Source organism: Streptomyces sp. NPDC012474, from assembly GCF_042955185.1.
Taxonomy (GTDB): domain Bacteria; phylum Actinomycetota; class Actinomycetes; order Streptomycetales; family Streptomycetaceae; genus Streptomyces; species Streptomyces cahuitamycinicus.
On the sequence record NZ_JBIBEP010000007.1, the window covers coordinates 107,464 to 129,622 of the forward strand.

Below are 22,159 nucleotides of genomic sequence, written 5' to 3' on the forward strand. Positions count from 1 at the left end.
CGGCAGATGGCCGCCCGGCGGGGCCGGGCGGCACGCCGGGCCCGCCGGGCGCATAAAGTGAACAGGTGAACGGCGACTGGCTCATCCGCGGCCGCGACGGCCGCCTCACCGTCTACCTGCCCTCCGGCGACGCCGTCCTGTGCCGTGCGGAACGCGGTCCCGCCGGCCCCTGGGAGGACGTCCCCCGCACCGTCGGCGGCAGCCAGAAGCTGCACCCGGGCGCGGCGGTCGGCCAGGGCCGGGACGGATACGCCCACCTGGCCGCCTGGCGGCCCACCGTGCCGGGGGAGTCGGGGCTCGTGCACTCCACGCACTTCCGGCCCGGACTCGCGCCCCTGGACTGGGTCCCGATCGGGCACCCGGACCAGAAGGGGGACCGGACGGGCCCGCCGGCCGTCGCCGTCGACGGGGCGGGGCGCGGCTACGTCTTCGTCCGGAACACCGACGGCGGGGTCAGCCTGCGCAACCAGAAGGTCAAGGGCGGCTGGAGCTCTTGGCAGAACCTCGAAGGGCATGACGTCGAGGGCGAGTTGGCCGCCGTGACGGGGGAGTCGGGGCTGGTGGAGCTGTACGCCTCCGTCCCCGGCGGGATCCTGCACTGGCGGCAGGAGGGGGACGGGAAGAGGCCGGTGCGGGCCGAAGGCGTCGACGTGCCCGTCCGTCTGGGAACCCTGCGCGCGCTCGCCACGTCCGCCGAGCACACCACCCTCTTCTTCACCGACAGCTCGGGCGACCTGTGCGCCTGGCGCCCCGGTGAGAAGCCGGCGACCCTCCTGACGTCCGCGGGCCCCGGCCCGGTTTCCGCCGTACGGTGCGAGATCGAGGGGCACGACTGCACCGTGCTCGCGCAGCGGTCGGCGAGCGGCAGGGTCGCCTTCGCCGCGTATCCGACGGAGCAGGAGTCGGCCGGTGCCTGGTGGACCGGGTCCGGGCCCCAGCTGCCCGCCGACGCCGTGGTGTCGGTGGCGCTCGACGAGCACGGGGAGGTCGTCGCGGCCTCCGTGTCGCCCTCGACGGGGACCGTGCTGCTCACCCGGCGCAAGGACGAACCGGGGCTCGCGCTGGAGGCCTGGCGGGAGATCTGACCCCGTCAGAAACGGAACAGACCTCTTCATCTTGAGGCTCTTGACGCAGCAGACACACAAGGTGCGTCGAGGGTTGTACAGATGTGTGCGTGACAAGGCGCACCTCGGGTGAACGTGGTCAAAAAGTGAAGGTCTTGTTAGCCTCTTCGGACTTGTTCGATTTGCTCGGGGGGCCGGTTGCTGCTGCGTCTGGCCGACGCCGTTGCAACGGGGTTGGGGAATGATGTCGTGAGCAGATCCTCCACGGTGGATCTTGTCGTTGTCGGACTCGGTTACGTGGGGCTGCCGTTGGCCAGATCCGCCGCCGCCGCGGGTCTGAAGGTGGTCGGTCTCGACCACAGCCGACGGGTGGTCGACGGACTGAACGCCGGCCGTTCACACATCGACGACATCACCGACTCCGAAGTGCGCGCCATGCGCGAACAGGGCTTCGAGGCCGTCGACGAGGCCACGGTCATCGCCGGGGCCGCCGCGGTGGTCGTGTGCGTTCCCACGCCGCTCACCGAGCACGGAGCCCCGGACCTCGGCGCGGTGCACGCCGCCGTCGACGACATCGCCGCCCACCTCACCGCCGGCACGCTGGTGGTCCTGGAGTCGACGACGTACCCGGGCACGACCGACGAGGTCGTCCGGCCGCGCCTGGAGGCCGGGGGGCTGCGGGTCGGCGTCGACTTCCACCTCGCCTTCTCCCCGGAGCGCATCGACCCGGGCAACGCCTCCTTCGGCCTGGAGAACACGCCGAAGGTCGTCGGCGGCATCACGGCCGACTGCACCAAGGCCGCCCGTGCCCTCTACGAGCGGTTCGTGAACCGGGTCGTCGAGGCGAAGGGCACCCGCGAGGCCGAGATGGCCAAGCTGCTGGAGAACACGTACCGGCACGTCAACATCGCGCTCGTCAACGAGATGTCGATGTTCTGCCGTGAGATCGGCGTCGATCTGTGGGATGCCATTCGGTGCGCGTCCACCAAGCCGTTCGGGTTCGCCCCGTTCTTCCCGGGCCCCGGCGTCGGCGGGCACTGCATTCCGATCGACCCCAACTACCTGTCGTACAAGGTGCGTTCGCTGGGCATTCCGTTCCGGTTCGTGGAGCTGGCGCAGGAGATCAACCAGCGGATGCCCGTGCACGTGGTGAACCGGGCCGCCGATCTGCTCAACGACCAGGGCAAGGCCGTGCGCGGCTCCCGGGTCCTGCTGCTCGGCGTGACCTACAAGCCGGACATCTCCGACCAGCGCGAGAGCCCGGCCCTGGCCGTCGCGGAGAACCTCCTCGCCCGCGGCGCCGAACTCGTCTACTTCGACCCGCGCGTCGAGGACTGGCGCGTCGGCGGTGAGCCCGTCGAGCGGGCCGCGGACTACCTCGCCGCCGCCGAGACCGCGGACCTCACCGTCCTGCTCCAGCCGCACCGCGAGATCGACCTCGACGAACTCGCGGACCGCGCCCGGGCGCTCTTCGACACCCGGGGCAAGTCCGCCGACCACCCGCGGGTGGTCAAGCTGTGACTTCCGAAGATACGTTCATACCCGGTGCCGTCGACTCCGGTGGGCGTCGAGCGCACCGGAAGCGGCGGCATCTGAAGGTCTCGTACTTCGTCTTCCTGGGCCTGGCCGCGCTCATCGCCACCCGGCTCGACGCCGGTTCGCTGCACCTGTACTCGATGGGCGCCATGGGCCTGCTGGCCCTGAAGATGTTCGGCGCCCTCTTCTACCGTCCGGCCAAGGCCGGGCGGGAGGAGCTGGAGTACCTGGAGAACGCCTGGGTCACCGCGGTCATCCCGATCTACAACGAGGACCCGGTGATGTTCGAGCAGGGCATGCGCAGCCTCCTCGCGCAGAGCCGCCTGCCGAACGAGATCCACATCATCGACGACGCCAGCGCCAACGACTCCGGCATCCGGGCGGCGAAGAAGATGCGCCGCGAGTTTGAGGCGAAGGGCGTCAAGTACACCGTCAGCGTGCAGCCCGAGAACAAGGGCAAGCGCGAGGCGCTGGCACTGGGCTTCGAGGCCGCGCCGTACTCCGACATCTTCCTCTGCGTCGACTCGGACACCGTGCTGTCCCGGGACACCGTGCGCGAGCTGCTGCTGCCGCTCGCCGACGAGAAGATCATGGCCTCCACCGGCATGGTGCTGGCGCTCAACCACGACAGCAACATCTTCACCCGCCTCCAGGACCTGCGCTACGGCAACTCGTTCCTCTTCGAGCGGGCCGCCTACTCCCGGCTGAAGTCGGTCCTGTGCTGCTGCGGCGCGCTCTCCGCGTACCGCGGCACGCTGGTGCGCAAGTACCTGCCGGACTTCCTCAACCAGCAGTTCCTGGGCAAGCCGGCCGTCTTCGGCGACGACCGCCGCATGACCAACTACTGCCTGATGGAGGGCCAGGTCGTCTTCCAGGAGACCGCCGTCGGTTACACGGCCGTCCCCGAGAAGCTGCCGCACTTCCTGCGCCAGCAGGTCCGCTGGAACAAGTCCTTCTTCCGCGAGTCGCTGTGGGCGTTCCGGCACCAGAAGAAGTACCGGCCGGCCTTCTGGCTGACCTGCATGGAACTCGCGCTGTGGCTGGTCTTCGGCTCGGCGATGTTCTACTCGATGGTCATCCTGCCCATCATCAAGCCCCAGCAGTTCGTCAACCACATCGGCGACTACCTGGTCTTCATGGTGCTGATGGGCTACCTGCGCAATGTGCGCTACCTCGACTTCCCGCGTCGCGGCATGGGCTTCGTCAAGCGCTTCGGCATGTTCCTGCTCGCGCCGATCTACGGCGTGATCCAGCTGACGCTGCTGACCCCGCTGCGCTTCTACGCCCTGTTCACCCTGCACAAGGGCAGCTGGGGCACCCGCCAGGGCGGTGTCGAGGTGTCCGTGGCCGGGGACCACGAGGGCGATGTGACGGAGATCTTCGAGGAAGAGGACCCGTACTCCGACAAGAAGGTCACCGAGACGCTCCAGCTGATGCGTCTGGAGGGCGTGGCCCTGCGCACCCGGCCGCGCCCCGCGGGCGGCATCCCCTCCCAGCCGCAGCCGATCCCCGGATACGACGAGGAGCAGCACGCGGCCGTTCCGCAGCAGCGCGTGAGCTGGGGGTCACCGGAACCGGCCGGGCAGCAGCACTGGCAGGGCGGTCACCCCGGGCACCACGACCCGCAGCAGCGGTACCACCCGGGCCAGGGCGGCCACGGCCCGCAGCAGGGCGGCTATCCGCCCCAGGACCCCTCGTGGCAACAGGGCCAGGGTCAGGGCCAGGGCGGCTACGGGCAGGGCGGCTGGTAGAGCCGTAGAGGAACGAAGAGAGAGGCGGCCGGGGGGCCGCCTCTCTCTTTTGTGTCCGGACCTCAGGTGTAGGAGGCCATGGCCTCCTCGACCGTCAGCACCGGGATGTCCCGGTCGTCGATCGCCTTCATCAGCGCCTCCAGGCCCGCGGTGCCGATCTCGGTGCTCGTCTTGGGAGCGCCGTCGACGACCTTGTGCAGGCAGAGGATCAGCCAGTCGCCGTTGTTCACGCACCGGTCGAGCTTGCCGCCCGCGCCCGTCAGTTTCGACAGGGCCGTGCCGCCGATGCCCGTGCCGTCGTTGATGCCCGTCAGCGCCTTGAGGCGATAGGGCATCGCCGGGGCGAACGACTCGATGGTCTCGGAGATGATCGACCGGGCCGTGGTGAAGTGCCGGCTCGCGATCTGGTCGACCGGGACCCCGTCGGAGGTCTTCTGGAACGCGCCGTGCGGATAGGCGAAGTGCTCGCTGGTGAAGCCGTTGGAGACCAGCCACTCGCGCAGCTTGCGGAAGTCGTCGTCGGCCTGCTCGGCGGTGAGCTTGGGGTAGCTGGCCGTGTGGACGGCGTTCGCGTACGAGTGGCCGCCCATCTCCCACCCGGAGAAGTCCTGCATCGACCGCATCTGGTCGAGGGTCAGGAAGCTGCCGGTGCCGATGGCGTCGGCGATGTTGTAGACCGTGCCGGGGAAGCCGAAGCGGTCCATGACCGGCCGGGCCAGGTCGTGGATCGACTTGTGGGAGTCGTCGAAGGTGATGGAGACGACGCCCTTGGGGAAGACCGAGACCGTGTCCGGTATCAGCTCGACGGCCTGGAGCCGGTAGGTCACCGGACCGCCCGCGTTGTCGTACACGGCGAACGACATGTCGGTGAAGCCGGTCTTCGTGGAGGGCTTGCCGCTGGCGCCGATGGAGTACGTGCCCGCCGCCGCGTTGACGTCCGCCCACTGGAGGTGGACGGTCACCCACTCCCCGGACTGGACGTAGTTCGCCGAGGTCTTGGAGTGGACGTGGTGCGTCCAGGCGAAGTGGTTCGCGAGGGAACCGCTGCCCAGGTAGAAGACGCACTTGGCCAGGTTCGTCACGTCGTCGACGCGGAAGACCAGCCGGATCATCTTGCCCGTCAGGCTCATCGCCGGCAGGCCCGTCTTGCGGACGTAACTCTGCTTGCCGGTGCCGTTCGTGGTCACCCGGACCGACTGAGTGCCGCGGACGAAGGCGGACTTGTCGTTCGCCTCGGCCGACGCGGTGCCCGCGCCCCCCGGCGTCCAGCCGTGGCCCGACTGGAACTGCTGGGACCAACTGGCCCGGCGGTACTTGGGGCGGCGGCCGGAGGGGGCGTAGAGGGGAGGCGTGGTGAGGCCTCCGATGCCGCCCCCGGCGGCCGGGGCGGCGGCGGGCTGTGCCACCACCTTGCCCAGCCACGCGCCGCCGCCGGCCATGGCGACGCCTCCTGTACCGCCCATCAGCAGAGCGGAGCGCCTGCTCACCACCGGCTTGTTCTCCGTTGCCTCGGCAGCGTGCCTGTGGGCGCCTGACCGCCTGTTCTTCACCGGGACTCCCGAACCGTGTCGAAGTAGTTCATACCCTCGTCGGTGAAGTCCTCGACAGCGGACTGCACTTGCTTCGCCGACAGGGTGTCGTTCGCGTTGTAGTAGAGCCAGTCCACCTTCATGTCCCAGGCGCGCTCGCCCTTGAACGGCAGATCGATGAACCAGTGGTTGAAGTTCACGGACATGTCCGCGCGCGGGGCGTACTTGCCGTTGCTGAGGAAGAGCTTCTTGCCGTCGAGCCAGTAGGCGACGACGCCGTCCTTCACTCTGATCAGCACGGTGTGCCAGGTGTCGAGGCTCTTGTTCGTGGTCTCGTAGACCCGGTCGTTCGTCTTGTGGTCGTACCAGGTCACGGTGTCGAGCTTCGGGCCGGGACGGCCCCAGCCGCCGTTCGGCATGTACTCGTTGTCCAGCTCGCTGTACTTCGAGCCGGTGCCGCCGATGGTGTAGAAGGTCTGGTTGACGTGGTCGCCGGCGTCGCCGGTGGTCGGCTCGTCGCTGAAGTGGACACGGGCCGCGTAGGTGCCGTCGCGGAACTTGCTGGCGGCCGTGCCGAGGCTGGCCTGCTTCGTCCCGGCCTTGGTGCCGTCCGTGCTCGCCCGCAGGTTCAGCACCTGGCCGCCGGCGTGCGCACCCTCGGCGGTGGGGAAGCTGACACCCTTCGCCGACCAGGTGCTTTCGACGCCCGGGCCGCCCTTGCTGGTGCGGACCAGCCAGCCGTGCTTGAACAGGGCCGGGTCCTTGGGGCCCTGGTAGGTGAAGTCGTCGAACAGCACCCCGGCGGGCGGGGCGGCCGGCGGCTCCGGCGCGGCCTTCGCCGCCGTCTTCTTCTCGTCGCTCGCCTTGGTGCCGTCCGGCTCCTCGCCCCAGGCGAGGACGCCCCGCTTGTAGGCGGTGACGTTCTCCGCCTCCTTGTAGCTGGTCATCTCCGCGTCGAAGGAGCGGTCGTCGGACTGCTCGAGCTTCTCGTGGTCGGTGCGGAAGAGCTGGAGGTCGATGCCCTTGCTGTTGGCGCCGGGCTTCAGATCACCTGCTGCGGCCGTGAACCGGACCTCGAGGTAGTGGTCGGCGGTGTCCGTGGGCTTGTCCATCGCGACGATCCGGCCGGCGACGTTGGAGCAGCCGAAGACGGCGTTGACACAGTTGAAGGCGTACGACGCGGAGCCGTCGGCGGTGAACCAGTACCGGAGCGTCACATCGCTCAACGGCAGTGGCTTGTCCGTGTCGTTGAAGACCTCCAGCGACGGCTTGGCCGCCGTCGCCGTCGCCGGGGTGTCGGTCCGGTAGCGGACCTTCAGCTCGGGCGGATCCGGGTTCGCGGCCTTCCACACGGGGTAGAGCGCCGTGCCGCCTGCGGCGACGACCGCCACGAGGAGCAGGAGCCTGATCTTGGGCCAGACCCGGCGTCGGGGTGTTCGGCGACGAGGGGACGCCACGCAGGACTCCTTCTGGGGCACCCTGCGGTCTTGGGTGGAGACCGTCAGAGTCGGGTAAACAATGGTCGGATTGTGTGAGGATCCTATCTGCGGCGGCATACAGAAAGGGGGGCGGGTGCACGGATTGTTACCGTACGCCCCACCCCCCCCTCAGGGGTATCGCGTTACGCCGGGACGCTCGCGACGCCCTGGGCCAGGAACCTCTTGCCGTTCACGCGCTCGGAGACACCCTCGCGGTCCAGGTACGGCGTGATGCCGCCCAGGTGGAACGGCCAGCCGGCGCCCGTGATGAGGCACAGGTCGATGTCCTGCGCCTCGGCGACGACGCCCTCGTCGAGCATGATGCCGATCTCCTGCGCCACCGCGTCCAGAACGCGCTCGCGGACCTGCTCCTCCGTCAGGACGCTGTCGCCCTGCTTCAGCAGCGCGGCGACCTCGGGGTCGAGCTCGGGCTTGCCGCTGTCGTAGACGTAGAAGCCGCGCTTGCCCGCCTCGACGACCGCCTTGAGGTTCGGGGAGACCGTGAAGCGGTCCGGGAACGCCCTGTTGAGCGTCTCGGAGACGTGCAGGCCGATCGCCGGGCCGACCAGCTCCAGCAGGACCAGCGGCGACATCGGCAGACCGAGCGGCTCGACGCCCTTCTCGGCGACCTCGACGGGGGTGCCCTCGTCGATGATGTTCTGGATCTCGCCCATGAAGCGGGTCAGGATGCGGTTCACGACGAACGCCGGGGCGTCCTTGGTGAGGACGGCGGTCTTCTTCAGCTTCTTGGCGACGGCGAAGGCCGTGGCCAGGGAGGCGTCGTCGGTCTTCTCGCCGCGCACGATCTCCAGCAGCGGCAGGACCGCGACCGGGTTGAAGAAGTGGAAGCCGACGACCCGCTCGGGGTTCTTCAGCTTCGACGCCATCTCCGAGACGGAGAGGGAGGAGGTGTTCGTCGCGAAGACGGCGTGTGCCGGGGCGACCGCCTCGACCTCCGCGAACACCTGCTGCTTGACGCCGATCTCCTCGAAGACCGCCTCGATGACGAAGTCGGCGTCCGAGAAGCCCTCGGCCTTGTCCAGCACACCGGAGACCAGCGCCTTGAGACGGTTGGCCTTGTCCTGGTTGACACGGCCCTTGCCGAGCAGCTTGTCGATCTCGGCGTGGACGTAGCCCACACCCTTGTCGACGCGCTCCTGGTCGATGTCGGTCAGTACGACCGGCACTTCAAGGCGGCGCAGGAACAGCAGCGCGAGCTGGCTGGCCATCAGACCGGCACCGACGACACCGACCTTGGTGACCGGGCGGGCCAGGTTCTTGTCCGGGGCGCCGGCCGGGCGCTTGCCGCGCTTCTGCACCAGGTTGAAGGCGTAGATGCCGGAGCGCAGTTCGCCGCCCATGATGAGGTCGGCGAGGGCCTTGTCCTCGGCGTCGTAGCCCTGCTGGAGGTCGCCGTTCTTGGCGGCGGCGATGATGTCCAGGGCGCGGTAGGCGGCCGGGGCGGCGCCGTGCACCTTGGAGTCGGCGATGAAGCGGCCCTTGGCCACGGCCTGGTCCCAGGCCTCGCCGCGGTCGATCACCGGGCGCTCGATCTCCAGCTCGCCCTTGAGGACGGAAGCGGTCCAGATCAGCGACTGCTCAAGGAAGTCCGCGCCCTCGAAGATCGCGTCGGCGATCCCGAGCTCGTAGACCTGCTTGCCCTTGAGCTGCCTGTTCTGGTTGAGGCTGTTCTCGATGATCACCGAGACGGCCTTCTCGGGACCGATCAGGTTCGGCAGCAGCGTGCAGCCGCCCCAGCCCGGGACCAGGCCCAGGAACACCTCGGGCAGGGAGAACGCGGGGACGGCCGAGGAGACGGTCCGGTACGTGCAGTGCAGGCCGACCTCGACACCGCCGCCCATCGCGGCGCCGTTGTAGTACGCGAAGGTCGGCACGGCCAGCTTGGACAGCCGCTTGAAGACCTCGTGGCCGCCCTTGCCGATGGCGAGGGCGTGCTCGTACTCCTTGAGGATCTCCACGCCCTTGAGGTCGGCGCCGACCGCGAAGATGAACGGCTTGCCGGTGATGCCGACGCCGATGATCTCGCCGTCCGCCGCCTCCTTCTCGACCTGGTCGATGGCGGTGTTCAGGTTCGCCAGCGAGGCCGGGCCGAAGGTGGTCGGCTTGGTGTGGTCGTGGCCGTTGTCCAGGGTGATCAGGGCGAAACGGCCCGCACCCAGCGGCAGGTCGAAGTGGCGTACGTGCGCACTCGTGACGACCTCGTCCGGGAACAGCTCGGAAGCCTGCTTCAGAAGCTCGGCGGTGGTGCTCACTTGTCCCCCTCGAAGTGCGGGTTCTCCCAGATGACCGTCGCGCCCATGCCGAAGCCGACGCACATGGTCGTCAGGCCGTAGCGGACGTGCGGCTGCTCCTCGAACTGGCGGGCCAGCTGCGTCATCAGGCGGACGCCGGAGGAGGCCAGCGGGTGGCCGAAGGCGATGGCGCCGCCGTACTGGTTGACGCGCTCGTCGTCGTCGGCGATGCCGTAGTGGTCGAGGAAGGCCAGTACCTGGACGGCGAAGGCCTCGTTGATCTCGAACAGGCCGATGTCGGAGATCGACAGGCCGGCCTGGGCCAGCGCCTTCTCCGTCGCCGGGATCGGGCCGTAGCCCATGACCTCCGGCTCGACGCCCACGAAGGAGTAGGAGACCAGGCGCATCTTCACGGGGAGGTCGTGCTCGCGCGCGAAGTCCTCGGAGGCGATGAGCGAGGCAGTGGCGCCGTCGTTCAGACCGGCCGCGTTACCGGCGGTGACCCGGCCGTGCACACGGAACGGGGTCTTCAGGCCGGAGAGGTTCTCCAGGGTCGTGCCCGGGCGCATCGGCTCGTCGGCGGTGACCAGGCCCCAGCCCGTCTCACCGGCCTCGGGGGAGGTGCGGCGTACCGAGACCGGCACCAGGTCGGCCTGGATCTTGCCGTTGGCGTACGCCTTGGCGGCCTTCTCCTGGGAGCGCACGGCGTACTCGTCGGCGCGCTGCTTGGTGATCTGCGGGTAGCGGTCGTGCAGGTTCTCCGCGGTCATGCCCATGAACAGGGCGGACTCGTCGACCAGCTTCTCGGAGACGAACCGCGGGTTCGGGTCCACGCCCTCGCCCATGGGGTGACGGCCCATGTGCTCGACACCGCCCGCGATGGCGATGTCGTAGGCGCCGAAGGCGACGGAACCGGCGACCGAGGTGACGGCCGTCAGGGCGCCGGCGCACATGCGGTCGATGGAGTAGCCCGGCACGGACTGCGGGAGACCGGCGAGGATCCCGGCGGTGCGCCCGATGGTCAGGCCCTGGTCACCGATCTGCGTGGTCGCGGCGATGGCGACCTCGTCGATCTTCTTCGGGTCGAGTCCGGGGTTGCGGCGCAGCAGCTCCCGGATCGCCTTCACGACGAGGTCGTCGGCCCGGGTCTCGTGATAGATGCCCTTCGGGCCCGCCTTGCCGAACGGGGTGCGGACGCCGTCGACGAAGACGACGTCCCTGACGGTACGAGGCACGATGGCTCTCCTCCAGGGTCAGGATCTGCATTGCTGCTGCGATGCGCTGAGCGCGCGCTCAGGCCCATGCTACTTATGAGTAACGTTGCTGCACACCCCTGACAGGCGGAGCGGTGAAGGTCACACCTCCGGGTGGCGCGGCGCCCAGCATTTCAGGGGCCAGGGGCTGTGCCCGATCTGCGGCTGTCACCGCGTGGGCGCGAGCAACCCACGACGGCCCGCACCCCACGTACGGGCCCCTACCGAGGCGGCGCAGTGGACCCCCGAGGCGTCAGCACAGGGGTCGGCACGGGATGCGACCCACCCTCACCCCCGGTGATCACCGAGAACAACGTCCGGGCCACCTCCGCCCCGAACCCGTGCACGTCATGACTCATCGCCGACAGCGTCGGATGCGTCAGCCGGCACAGCTGCGAGTCGTCCCAGGCCAGCAGCGACACGTCCTCCGGCACCCGCAGCCCCATCTCCGCCGCGACCGCCAGCCCCGCCACCGCCATGATGTCGTTGTCGTACACGATCGCGGTCGGCCGGTCGGCCGGCGCGGCGGTCAGCAGCGACCGCGTCGCCCGGGCCCCCGCGTCCCCCGAGAAGTCCGTCGCGACCTGCCACGCCCCGGCCAGCGCCAGCGCCCCCGCCGTCTCGTCGAACGCCGCCGTCCGGATCGCCGTGTGCCCGAGGTCCGCCGCCCCGCCCACCCGCGCGATCCGCCGGTGCCCCAGCGCGGCCAGGTACCGCACCGCCTCCGTCACGGCCGTGGCGTCGTCCGTCCACACCGACGTGAGTCCACCGGTCAGCGAGGGGTGCCCGACGGCGACCACCGGCATCCCGAGCCGCTGCGTCATGGCCACCCGCGGATCGTCCGCCCGGAAGTCGACGAGGATCGACCCGCCGATCTGCCGCCCCCGCCACCACGCCTCCTGGGCGCCCACCTCCTCGTCCATGTTCCGTACGAGCCTCAGCAGCAGCGAGCTGGAGTGCTCGGCCAGCACGCTCTGCACGCCCGAGACGAACTCCATGTACCAGGGCTCGAGACCCAGCGCCCGCGCCGGCCGGCACACGGCCAGCCCGACCACGTCCACGCGCGATCCGGCCAGCGTCCGCGCCGTGAGGCTCGGCGACCAGCCCAGCTCCCGTGCCGCGAGGAAGATCCGGTCCCGGGTGGCCTCCGACAGTCCCGGCTTGTGGTTGAACGCGAGGGACACCGCACCCTTGGACACGCCGGCGCGCGCGGCGACGTCCTTGATGGTGACGCGAGGGGTCGGCGTTGCCGTCATCGAGTGGGCTCCACGCAGTACAGGGCCGAACGGGCGGTCTTGGCGTCCGGAGTCTTCCAGCCGCGCACCCCGATGGTCACCTCTTCGCCCGGCAGCAGGGTGACCAGCCCCCGGTCGGCCCGCGCCCCGGGATCGAGCCGGTCGGCCTGGAGCAGCAGGTCCCGGACCAGGGTGCGGGCGGTCACCGTGATCCCGCCCGGCGCGAGACGGACGTCGAACTCCGGATCCGGGTAGGGGACCTCGCGGTCGGGCGCCGGGAAGTGCAGCGCCCGCAGCCCGTCCACATCCGCGACCAGGAACTCCCCGGGCCCGGCGGGCGTCAGCTCCCGCGGCACGTCGACACGTGCCACCGCCCGGCTCCCGGCCGCCAGTTCCACCTCCCCTCGGCCCAGCACCTCTCCCTCGACGGACAACCGCCGCAGGGTCAGAGCCCCCCTCCACTCCTTTGGCCCCTGGTTGACGGCGGCCAGCACCAGCCCTCCGTCCCGCCCCTGGAACGTCGGCAACCGGTCCGCGTACAGCCGCTTCAGCTCGTGGTACAGCGGCTTCTCCCGGCCGTCCCCGTCGACCGCCGCCCAGGACGTCACCGGCCAGCAGTCGTTGAGCTGCCAGACGATCGTGCCCGCGCACACCGGCCAGTGGGAGCGCCAGTGCTCGATCCCGGCCGCGACCGCCCGCGCCTGGTTGAGCTGCGTCAGGTAGTGCCAGCGGTCGAAGTCCCCGTCCGGCACGGCGAAATGCCGCTGGAGCCCCCGCTCCAGCTTGCCGTTGCCGTCGTCGGCCTTCTGGTGGTGCAGCATGCCGGGGGAGTCCGGCGCGAGCTCCTCCCCGGGCAGCGCCCGGCGCAGCGTGGCGTACGCGGGCGGCGCCTGCCAGCCGAACTCGGCGACGAACCGCGGCACGCTCAGCCGGTAGTCCGCGTAGTCCTCCCGGTTCCACACCTCCCACGAGTGGTGGGTGCCGTGCGCCGGGTCGTTCGGGTGGTGGTCCCACGACCCGGACCAGGGACTCCCCGCCGCGTACGGGCGGGTGGGATCCAACTCGGCCACCACGCGCGGCAGTACGCCCAGGTAGTAGCCCTCACCCCACGAGTTCCCGGCCAGCCTCGGCTCCCACTCCCAGTCCCTGAAGCCCCACAGGTTCTCGTTGTTGCCGTTCCACAGCACGAGCGACGGATGCGGCATCAGCCGTACGACGTTCTCCCGCGTCTCGGCCTCCACCTCGCCGCGCAGCGGCTGCTCCTCCGGGTAGGCCGCACACGCGAACGGGAAGTCCTGCCAGACCAGCAGCCCGAGTTCGTCGCAGGCGTCGTAGAAGTCCTCGCTCTCGTAGATCCCGCCGCCCCAGATCCGCACGAGGTCCACGCCCGCGCCGGCCGCCTGCTCCAGCCGCTCCCGGTAGCGCTCGCGGGTGATCCGGGACGGGAAGACGTCGTCGGGGATCCAGTTGACCCCCCGCGCGAAGAGCCGCTCGCCGTTGACGACGAGGGTGAAGCCGGTGCCGTGCGCGTCGGGCCGCCGGTCCAGCTCCACGGTCCGGAAGCCGATCCGCCGCCGCCACACGTCCAGCACGTCCTCGCCGTGCAGCAGCCTCAACTCCACGTCGTACAACGGCTGTTCACCGTACCCCCGCGGCCACCACAGCCGCGCGTCCGGCACCCGCAGCCGTACGACCCCGCCGGCCCCCTCGATCTCGGCCCGCGCCCGCACCCCCGCGACGGTCGCCTCCACGGCGAGCGGCGCCTCGCGACCGGTCCGCTCGACGTCGACGGCCAGCTCGACGACGCCGGTGCCCTCCTCGACGGCGACCAGCGGACGCACCCGCGCGATCCGGGCCGTCGACCAGTGCTCCAGGCGGACCGGCCGCCAGATCCCGGCCGTCACCAGGGTCGGCCCCCAGTCCCAGCCGAACGAGCAGGCCATCTTGCGCAGGTACTGGTAGGGCTCGGCGTAGGCGGCGGGCCGCTCGCCCACCCGGCCCCGCACGGCCTCGGCCTCGGCGTAGGCGGAGACGAACCGCACGGACAGCCGCCCGGACAGACCCGTCACGTCGAACCGGTACGAGCGGTGCATGTTGCGCACCTTCCCCAGCAGCCGCCCGTCCAGGGAGATCTCGGCGACGGTGTCGAGCCCGTCGAAGACCAGGTCGGTCTGCTCCTGCCCCCACGAGCCGCCGATCTCCCGCTCGTACGTCCAGTCCCGATGCCCCACCCACGCCACCTCGGTCTCGTTCCGGCCGAGGAACGGGTCCGGGATCACCCCGGCGGCCATCAGGTCGGTGTGCACGCACCCCGGCACGGTGGCCGGCAGCGCGTCCGGGCCGTGCCGCAGGATCCATCCCTCGCCGAGCGGTGTGGCCTCCAGCATGCGCACTCCCTTAACCGGTTCAGTGAAACGTCGGGTGTCAGTTTTCGCATCGTTGGCGGGATTGGGACTTTACCGGTTGAGTGCACGCTGCCAGAGTTCCGAACCAGCCATACCGCACGTGCTCGTCCGTCCCGAGTTCCCCTCCGCGAACGGAGCTGATGCACATGAACCGCCGTACCCTCCTCGCCCTGGCCGCGGGCGCCGCCCTGCTGGCGTCCGGCTGCACCGGTACCTCGGGCACCTCGAAGGGCGCCGACGCCAAGGCGCCCGACGATCCCGCCGACGTCCGCGGGACCATCACCGTCCTCACCCACCGGACCGACCTCGTGCAGGACGGGACGATGAAGAAGTACGCCGCCGAGTTCGGCAGGACCTACCCCGGGGTGACGGTGAAGTTCGACGGCATCACCGACTACGAGGGCGAAGTCAAGATCCGTATGAACACGGAGAACTACGGCGACGTCCTCATGATCCCGGCGGTGATCGAGAAGAAGGACTACCCCAGGTTCTTCGCCTCGCTGGGCAGCCAGGAGGAGCGGAGCAAGAAGTACCGCTTCACCGACTACACGACCGTCGAGGGCAAGGTCTACGGCCAGAGCCCGCTCGGCGCGCTGCCGGGGTTCATCTACAACAAGAAGGTGTGGCGCGAGGCCGGGGTCACCGACTGGCCCACGACACCCGCCGAGTTCCTCGCCGGCCTCAAGGCGATCAAGTCGAAGACCGACGCGATCCCCTACTACACCAACTTCAAGGACGGCTGGCCGCTCAGCCAGTGGACGGGGGTCAGGGGCTCGGTCAGCTGTGACGAGCAGGCCACCACCAGGTGGGCCGAGGGCAACCCCTGGGCCGAGGGCGGCGAGCTGCGGGTGGCGGACACGCTGCTGTACGACATCGTGCACGAGGGGCTCGTCGAGAAGGACCCGACGACCACCAACTGGGAGGCTTCCAAGCCCAGGCTGGCCAAGGGCGAGATCGCCACCATGTGGCTCGGCTCCTGGGCGGTCATCCAGATGCAGGGCGCGGCGAAGCAGGCCGGCACCGACCCGGGCGACATCGGGTTCATGCCCTTCCCCGCCCAGAAGGACGGCACGTTCTGCGCGGTGACGTCGCCCGACTACAACCAAGCCGTCAACGTCCACTCCGAGCACAAGGAGGCCGCCCGGGCCTGGATCGACTGGTTCACCGACAAGTCCGGCTACGCCGAGGACAACCTGGCGCTGTCCCCGCTCAAGGACGCCCCGCTGCCCGGCATCCTGAAGCCGTACGAGGAGGCGGGCGTCAAGCTCCTCGACCTCGACGACGCCGAGGGCGCCCGGCTGAAGACCATCGAGAACCAGTCCGAGGTCGGCATCAACAAGCCCGACTACCGCAAGGAACTCGTCGACATGGCCCGGGGCGCCAGGAAGGGTGACCTGGACGACTACCTGGACGGCCTCGGTGAGAAGTGGACCGAGACCCAGAAGTCGCTGGGGAACTGATGGCGGGCACGACCGAGACGGCGGCCGTCAAGGCCGCCGCGGAGGCGGCCGCCGCCCCCGCCCCGCGCCAGGCCCGCCTTTGGCGCGGGGCCACCCCCTGGCTCTTCCTGCTCGCCCCGCTCACCCTCCTGATCGTCTTCACCTACGCGCCGATCACCAACATGGTCGCGTACAGCTTCACCGACTGGGACGGGGTGAGCCCCGAGCTGCGCTACACGGGCACCGAGAACTACGCCGAACTCTTCACTCGCTCCGAGCTGTTCGAGGTCTTCTGGGTCAGCGGCTACTACCTGGTGGCCTCCGTCGTCCAGATCGTGGCCGCGCTCTACTTCGCCACGATCCTCAGCTTCAACGTCCGCTTCCGGAACTTCTTCAAGGGCGTGCTGTTCTTCCCGTATCTGATCAACGGGGTCGCGATCGGCTTCGTCTTCCTCTACTTCTTCCAGGACGGCGGCACGCTCGACTCGGTGCTGAGCCTGTTCGGCGTGGAGACGGACCGCGCCTGGCTGGGCACCCCGGAGTCGGCGAACACCTCCCTGGCCGCCGTGTCGGTCTGGCGCTACCTGGGTCTGAACTTCGTCCTCTTCCTCGGCGCGATCCAGTCGATCCCCGGGGAGCTGTACGAGGCGGCCGAACTGGACGGCGCGAACCGCTGGCAGCAGTTCCGCCACATCATCGCGCCGGGCATCAAGCCGGTCCTGAGCCTGACGGTGATCCTCTCGATCTCCGGTTCGCTCTCGGTCTTCGAGATCCCGTACATCATGACCGGCGGCGCGACCGGCACCGAGACGTTCGTCATCCAGACCGTGAAGCTGGCGTTCCAGTTCAACAAGACGGGGCTCGCCTCGGCTGCCGCGGTCGTGCTGCTGCTGATCGTCCTCGCGGTGACCTGGGTCCAGCGTCGCCTCGCCCCCGACGACAAGGTGGACCTCGTATGACGCGCCGCGCGGTGGCCCGCGTCCTCGTGTACCTGTCGCTGATCGCCGCGACCGCGCTGGTCCTGCTCCCGCTGGCCGCGGTGTTCCTGACGTCCCTGAAGTCGGAGGAGGAGATGGCGGACGGCAGCGGCGCGCTGGCGCTGCCGGGCGACCCGTTCAACTTCGACAACTACGTGACGGCGTTCCAGGACGGCCGGATGCTCTCGGCCTTCGGCAACACGGCCGTCATCCTGGTCGTCGCCGTCGGTGGCACGGTCCTGATCGGCTCGATGACGGCCTACGCCATCGACCGCTTCCGGTTCCGCTTCCGCGCGTGGGTCCTGGCCCTGTTCCTGATCGCCGCGCTGGTCCCCGGCGTGACCACCCAGGTGGCCACCTTCCAGATCGTCAACAGCTTCGGCCTGTTCGACAGCCTCTGGGCGCCGATCGTCCTCTACATGGGCACGGACATCGTCTCGATCTACATCTTCCTGCAGTTCGTCCGCTCGATCCCGGTGTCCCTGGACGAGTCGGCCCGCATCGACGGCGCCAACGCCTTCACCGTCTACCGCAAGATCATCTTCCCGTTGCTGAAACCGGCGATCGCGACGGTCGTGATCGTGAAGGGGATCACCGTCTACAACGACTTCTACATCCCCTTCCTCTACATGCCCTCCGAAGATCTTGGCGTGATCTCGACGTCGCTGTTCCGCTTCAAGGGCCCGTTCGGCGCCCACTGGGAGACGATCTCGGCAGGGGCGATCCTGGTGATCGTCCCCACTCTGGCCGTCTTCCTGTTCCTCCAGCGGTTCATCTACAACGGTTTCACCAGGGGGGCGACCAAGTGAGGACGCCCCCCGAGGGGCACGGGGAACCGCGCGAACAGCCACGGACGACCCGCAGCCGCCGCGCGCGAGGGTTCCCTACGGCGCTTCGGCGGACAACGCGGTCACCAACACCGGCGTCACCCGCTCCACCTGCCACGGCCGCGCCCCGTGGCCGGCCAGCGCCGCCGCGACGGTCTCCGCGTTCACCACCGCCGGCGGTTCCCAGCACACCCGCCGCACCGTGTCCGGCGTGATCAGGTTCTCCTGCGGCATGTTGACCTGCTCGGCCAGCGCCGACACCCCGGCCCGGGCGGCGGACAGCCGCGCGGCGGCCGCGGGGTCCTTGTCGGCCCAGGCGCGCGGCGGCGGAGGCCCGGTCACCTGCTGCCCCGGCTGCGGCAGCTGCGCCTCGCTCAGCGCCTTCGCCCGGTCCACCGCCGCCTGCCACTGCTCCAGCTGCCGCTTGCCCACGCGGTGTCCAAAACCGTTCAGCGCGGCCAGCGCCTGCACATCGGCCGGAAGCGCCAGTGCCGCCTCCACGATCGCCGCGTCCCCGAGCACCTTGCCCGGCGACACGTCACGCCGCTGGGCGATCCGGTCCCGGGTCTGCCACAGCTCCCGTACGACGGCCAGCTGCCGTCGGCGGCGGACCTTGTGCATGCCGGACGTACGCCGCCACGGGTCCTTGCGGGGCTCCGGGGGGGGAGCCGAGGCGATCGCGTCGAACTCCTGGCGGGCCCACTCCAGCTTGCCCTGCCGGTCCAGCTCCTTCTCCAGCGCGTCGCGCAGGTCGACGAGCAGCTCGACGTCCAGCGCCGCGTAGCGCAGCCAGGGCTCGGGCAGGGGCCGGGTCGACCAGTCGACGGCGGAGTGCCCCTTCTCCAGGAGGAAGCCCAGCACGCTCTCGACCATCGCGCCGAGGCCGACCCGGGGGAACCCGGCGAGGCGCCCGGCCAGTTCCGTGTCGAACAGCCGCGTCGGCACCATGCCTATCTCGCGTAGGCAGGGCAGGTCCTGGGTGGCGGCGTGCAGCACCCACTCGACGCCGGACAGGGCGTCACCGAGGGCGGACAGGTCGGGGCAGGCCACGGGGTCGATCAGGGCCGTTCCGGCGCCGGTGCGGCGCAGCTGCACGAGGTAGGCGCGCTGTCCGTAGCGGTAGCCGGACGCGCGCTCGGCGTCGACGGCGACGGGCCCGGATCCCGCCTCGAAGGCGGCGATCACCCGGGTCAGGGCGGCCTCGTCCGCGATGACGGGCGGAATGCCCTCACGTGGTTCCAGCAAAGGGATCGGCGCCTCCGTAGCAGAAGATCCGCCGTCGTCCGGAGGAGCGCCTCCGGTGGTTCGCAGTGAGCTGTCTGCTGCGGTGTCGTGGGCGTCGGTCACATGTCAAGGGTATCCATGTATGGCCGACGCCCGTCGACGGAACGTTCCGTCGACGGGCGCCCGAGGGTCGCAAACCAGTCATGTCGGGGAAGCGGCGGGTTCGCGAACCGTACGTGATGTGAACGGGGCCGACGGCCGGTCCCGTTCACGTGAAGGAGGGATCACGAAGGGTCACGGCGGAGCGGGTCAGTGGATGATCCCGGTCCGCAGTGCCACCGCGACCATGCCGGCACGGTCGCCCGTACCGAGCTTGCGGGCGATGCGGGCGAGGTGGCTCTTGACGGTCAGGGCGGACAGGCCCATCGAGACGCCGATCGCCTTGTTCGACTGGCCTTCGGCGACCAGTCGCAGCACCTCGACCTCGCGGCCCGACAGTTCGCGGTAGCCGCCCGGGTGGCTCGGAGCGCCCGGGGGGCGGCGGTGCAGTCGCGCGGCGGCGGCGCCGATGGGGGCGGCGCCCGGCCGGGTGGGGAGCCCGACGTTGGTACGGGTGCCGGTGACGACATAACCCTTCACTCCGCCGGCGAGTGCGTTGCGCACGGCGCCGATGTCGTCGGCGGCGGAGAGGGCGAGCCCGTTGGGCCAGCCCGCGGCGCGGGTCTCCGACAGCAGGGTGAGGCCGGAACCGTCCGGCAGGTGGACGTCTGCGACACAGATGTCGCGGGGGTTGCCGATGCGGGGACGAGCCTCCGCGATGGACGAGGCCTCGATGACGTCGCGCACACCGAGCGCCCACAGGTGGCGGGTGACGGTGGAGCGGACGCGCGGGTCGGCCACGACCACCATGGCGGTCGGCTTGTTCGGGCGGTAGGCGACCAGGCTTGCGGGCTGCTCGAGGAGAACGGACACCAGGCCTCCTGGGGGTGGCGGGACGGGGCCGGCTCTTGGGGGTGAAGCCGGGACGAACCGTGCTTTCAAGGTCACAGTCGTCTTCGGCACCGAACCCGTCCGCCTTTAGAGAATGATCACGATTCAGTGATAACAATCCGTGCAATTCGGACACGCGGTCGATCATTCGAAGGTGGAACGGTTTCGGTCTGCGTCGGTACGCGGTCGAAAGTGGCCGTATCGACAAAGTGATTCGGCCAAGAGGGGTACTCAGGTGTGATCGTCGGCATGACATGGTTGACCGCCCCGCACAAGGTCGATCAGTGCGGGGCGGTCAGAGGTCGATCAGGGGTTGATCAAGGGCTGATCAGGAGTCGATCAGCGGGACTGCGGCCCTCGCCGCTGGGGCAGTGACACCACGGACGCGTCACCCGGACCGGCCGGGGGCAGCCCCGCGATCTGGGCGAGCAGATCGCACCAGGACGCAAGGTGCGCCGCCGTGTCCGGAGTTCCGCCCAGGCCCTCACGCGGCGTCCACGACGCGCGGATCTCGATCTGCGACGCGGCCGGGCGCGCGGACAGCCCGCCGAAGTAGTGGGAGCTCGCGCGCGTGACGGTGCCGCTCGGCTCCCCGTACGTCAGCCCACGCGTCTGCAGCGCACCGGTCAGCCAGGACCAGCACACCTCCGGCAGCAGCGGATCCGCCGCCATCTCCGGCTCCAGCTCTGCGCGCACCAGCGTCACCAGCCGGAACGTGCCCCGCCACGCGTCGTGCCCGGCCGGGTCGTGCAACAGCACCAGCCGGCCGTCGGCCAGGTCCTGGTCGCCGTCGACGACCGCCGCCTCCAGCGCATAGGAGTAGGGGGCGAGCCGCTTCGGCGCGGGCGTCGGCTCGACCTCGATCTGGGGCCGCAGCCGCGCCGCCCGCAGCGCGTCGACGGCGGCCCGGAAGGGCAGCGGGGCGGAGTCCGCCTCCCGCCGGTCGTTCTCGGTGTCCTTCGCTTCGTCCATACCGCCAGCGCCGTCCGACAGTCGTCCCTGAGCCGCAGCCATGCGGGAAGATTACGGGGACCGGAGCCCACGTGCGGGGCTAGACACCCCGCGCCTCTCCAGGGGCTGAATAGTGCTGTCCGGCGGCGTGCGAAACTTGGCCCCGTGAGTGCCAACGACGCCCCCCGGGCCCAGCAGCCGTCCGCCGCATACGACTCCGCCTTCCTCAAGGCCTGCCGGCGCGAGCCCGTGCCGCACACGCCGGTGTGGTTCATGCGGCAGGCCGGGCGCTCACTGCCGGAGTACCGCAAGGTGCGCGAGGGCATCGCGATGCTCGAATCCTGCATGCGGCCCGAGCTGGTCACCGAGATCACCCTCCAGCCGGTGCGCCGGCACGGCGTGGACGCGGCGATCTACTTCAGCGACATCGTCGTCCCGCTCAAGGCCATCGGCATCGACCTCGACATCAAGCCCGGTGTCGGCCCGGTCGTCGAGCACCCGATCCGCACCCGCGCCGACCTCGCGCAGCTGCGTGACCTGACCCCCGAGGACGTCTCCTACGTCACCGAGGCCATCGGCCTGCTGACCCGCGAGCTCGGCGCCACGCCCCTCATCGGCTTCGCCGGCGCCCCCTTCACCCTCGCCAGTTACCTCGTCGAGGGCGGCCCGTCCCGCACGTACGAGAACGCCAAGGCGATGATGTACGGCGACCCGGAGCTGTGGGCCGACCTGCTCGACCGCCTCGCGGACATCACCGCCGCGTTCCTGAAGGTGCAGATCGAGGCGGGCGCCTCGGCGGTGCAGCTGTTCGACTCCTGGGCCGGTGCGCTGGCCCCCGTCGACTACCGCCGCTCGGTGCTGCCCGCCTCGGCGAAGGTCTTCGAGGCCGTGGCCGGCTACGGCGTCCCGCGCATCCACTTCGGTGTCGGCACCGGCGAACTGCTCGGCCTCATGGGTGAGGCCGGCGCGGACGTCGTCGGCGTCGACTGGCGCGTCCCGATGGACGAGGCCGCCCGCCGCATCGGCCCCGGCAAGGCCCTCCAGGGCAACCTGGACCCGACCGTGCTGTTCGCCCCGACGGAGGCCGTCGAGGCGAAGACCCGCGAGGTCCTGGCCTCGGCGCAGGACCTGGAGGGCCACATCTTCAACCTGGGCCACGGCGTCATGCCCTCCACCGACCCGGACGCGCTGACGCGGCTGGTGGAGCACGTGCACACGCAGACCGCGCGCTGAGGCGGCCCGGGCCCG

Annotated in this window: 16 protein-coding genes; 7 read left to right on the top strand and 9 right to left on the bottom strand. The window is 70.1% G+C overall.

The window, feature by feature from the left end; all coding sequences use genetic code 11:
- The first annotated feature begins 65 nt into the window (after nucleotides 1-65).
- The 3 genes from ACFY9S_RS17675 to ACFY9S_RS17685 all read left to right on the top strand — a co-directional run bounded on the left by ACFY9S_RS17675 (nucleotide 66) and on the right by ACFY9S_RS17685 (nucleotide 4,351).
- Complete coding sequence (locus ACFY9S_RS17675) at nucleotides 66-1,085, top strand: hypothetical protein (RefSeq protein WP_391129023.1); 1,020 nt, start codon at nucleotides 66-68, stop codon at nucleotides 1,083-1,085.
- A gap of 228 nt (nucleotides 1,086-1,313) precedes the next feature.
- A complete protein-coding gene (locus ACFY9S_RS17680; RefSeq protein WP_391129025.1) occupies nucleotides 1,314-2,585 on the top strand; it encodes a nucleotide sugar dehydrogenase in 1,272 nt (423 codons plus the stop codon).
- Complete coding sequence (locus tag ACFY9S_RS17685; RefSeq protein ID WP_391129028.1) at nucleotides 2,582-4,351, top strand: glycosyltransferase; 1,770 nt, start codon at nucleotides 2,582-2,584, stop codon at nucleotides 4,349-4,351. The genes ACFY9S_RS17680 and ACFY9S_RS17685 overlap by 4 nt, the downstream gene beginning before the upstream one ends.
- A 62-nt stretch (nucleotides 4,352-4,413) precedes the next feature.
- On the opposite strand, the gene ACFY9S_RS17690 is transcribed toward ACFY9S_RS17685, so the two are convergent.
- The 6 genes from ACFY9S_RS17690 to ACFY9S_RS17715 all read right to left on the bottom strand — a co-directional run bounded on the left by ACFY9S_RS17690 (nucleotide 4,414) and on the right by ACFY9S_RS17715 (nucleotide 14,485).
- Entirely contained in the window at nucleotides 4,414-5,814 is a 1,401-nt protein-coding gene (locus ACFY9S_RS17690) for a polysaccharide deacetylase family protein (RefSeq protein WP_391129031.1), read from the bottom strand.
- Between the two features lie 83 nt (nucleotides 5,815-5,897).
- Nucleotides 5,898-7,337 (bottom strand): cellulose binding domain-containing protein, encoded by a 1,440-nt coding sequence (locus tag ACFY9S_RS17695; protein WP_391129034.1) that lies wholly within the window; start codon nucleotides 7,335-7,337, stop codon nucleotides 5,898-5,900.
- A gap of 164 nt (nucleotides 7,338-7,501) precedes the next feature.
- Complete coding sequence (locus tag ACFY9S_RS17700) at nucleotides 7,502-9,631, bottom strand: 3-hydroxyacyl-CoA dehydrogenase NAD-binding domain-containing protein (protein WP_391129037.1); 2,130 nt, start codon at nucleotides 9,629-9,631, stop codon at nucleotides 7,502-7,504.
- A complete protein-coding gene (locus ACFY9S_RS17705) occupies nucleotides 9,628-10,845 on the bottom strand; it encodes an acetyl-CoA C-acyltransferase (RefSeq protein WP_102911807.1) in 1,218 nt (405 codons plus the stop codon). The genes ACFY9S_RS17700 and ACFY9S_RS17705 overlap by 4 nt, the downstream gene beginning before the upstream one ends.
- 239 nt (nucleotides 10,846-11,084) lie before the next feature.
- Nucleotides 11,085-12,119 (bottom strand): substrate-binding domain-containing protein, encoded by a 1,035-nt coding sequence (locus ACFY9S_RS17710; protein ID WP_391129040.1) that lies wholly within the window; start codon nucleotides 12,117-12,119, stop codon nucleotides 11,085-11,087.
- The gene (locus ACFY9S_RS17715; RefSeq protein ID WP_391129043.1) at nucleotides 12,116-14,485 is read right to left on the bottom strand and encodes a glycoside hydrolase family 2 protein; all 2,370 of its coding nucleotides are present in this window, start codon (nucleotides 14,483-14,485) and stop codon (nucleotides 12,116-12,118) included. Before ACFY9S_RS17715 ends, ACFY9S_RS17710 begins: the two co-directional genes overlap by 4 nt.
- Nucleotides 14,486-14,649: 164 nt before the next feature.
- Between ACFY9S_RS17715 and ACFY9S_RS17720 the strand changes: the two genes are divergently transcribed.
- The 3 genes from ACFY9S_RS17720 to ACFY9S_RS17730 are packed head-to-tail and all read left to right on the top strand — an operon-like array spanning nucleotide 14,650 to nucleotide 17,728.
- Nucleotides 14,650-15,963, top strand: coding sequence for an extracellular solute-binding protein (locus ACFY9S_RS17720; protein WP_391129046.1), 1,314 nt, complete (start codon nucleotides 14,650-14,652; stop codon nucleotides 15,961-15,963).
- Entirely contained in the window at nucleotides 15,963-16,901 is a 939-nt protein-coding gene (locus ACFY9S_RS17725; protein WP_391129049.1) for an ABC transporter permease subunit, read from the top strand. Before ACFY9S_RS17720 ends, ACFY9S_RS17725 begins: the two co-directional genes overlap by 1 nt.
- Nucleotides 16,898-17,728, top strand: a complete 831-nt coding sequence (locus ACFY9S_RS17730; protein WP_391129052.1) for an ABC transporter permease subunit — start codon at nucleotides 16,898-16,900, stop codon at nucleotides 17,726-17,728. Before ACFY9S_RS17725 ends, ACFY9S_RS17730 begins: the two co-directional genes overlap by 4 nt.
- 75 nt (nucleotides 17,729-17,803) lie before the next feature.
- Here ACFY9S_RS17730 and ACFY9S_RS17735 read toward each other — a convergent pair whose 3' ends face one another.
- From ACFY9S_RS17735 to ACFY9S_RS17745, 3 genes are all read right to left on the bottom strand, one after another.
- Nucleotides 17,804-19,093, bottom strand: coding sequence for an HRDC domain-containing protein (locus ACFY9S_RS17735; RefSeq protein WP_391129055.1), 1,290 nt, complete (start codon nucleotides 19,091-19,093; stop codon nucleotides 17,804-17,806).
- A gap of 186 nt (nucleotides 19,094-19,279) precedes the next feature.
- Complete coding sequence (locus ACFY9S_RS17740) at nucleotides 19,280-19,942, bottom strand: response regulator transcription factor (protein ID WP_003993737.1); 663 nt, start codon at nucleotides 19,940-19,942, stop codon at nucleotides 19,280-19,282.
- A 357-nt stretch (nucleotides 19,943-20,299) separates the two neighbouring features.
- Entirely contained in the window at nucleotides 20,300-20,974 is a 675-nt protein-coding gene (locus tag ACFY9S_RS17745) for a DUF3000 domain-containing protein (protein WP_102910909.1), read from the bottom strand.
- A gap of 102 nt (nucleotides 20,975-21,076) precedes the next feature.
- Between ACFY9S_RS17745 and hemE the strand changes: the two genes are divergently transcribed.
- Complete coding sequence (gene hemE / locus ACFY9S_RS17750; RefSeq protein ID WP_391129058.1) at nucleotides 21,077-22,144, top strand: uroporphyrinogen decarboxylase; 1,068 nt, start codon at nucleotides 21,077-21,079, stop codon at nucleotides 22,142-22,144.
- Nucleotides 22,145-22,159: the final 15 nt, after the last annotated feature.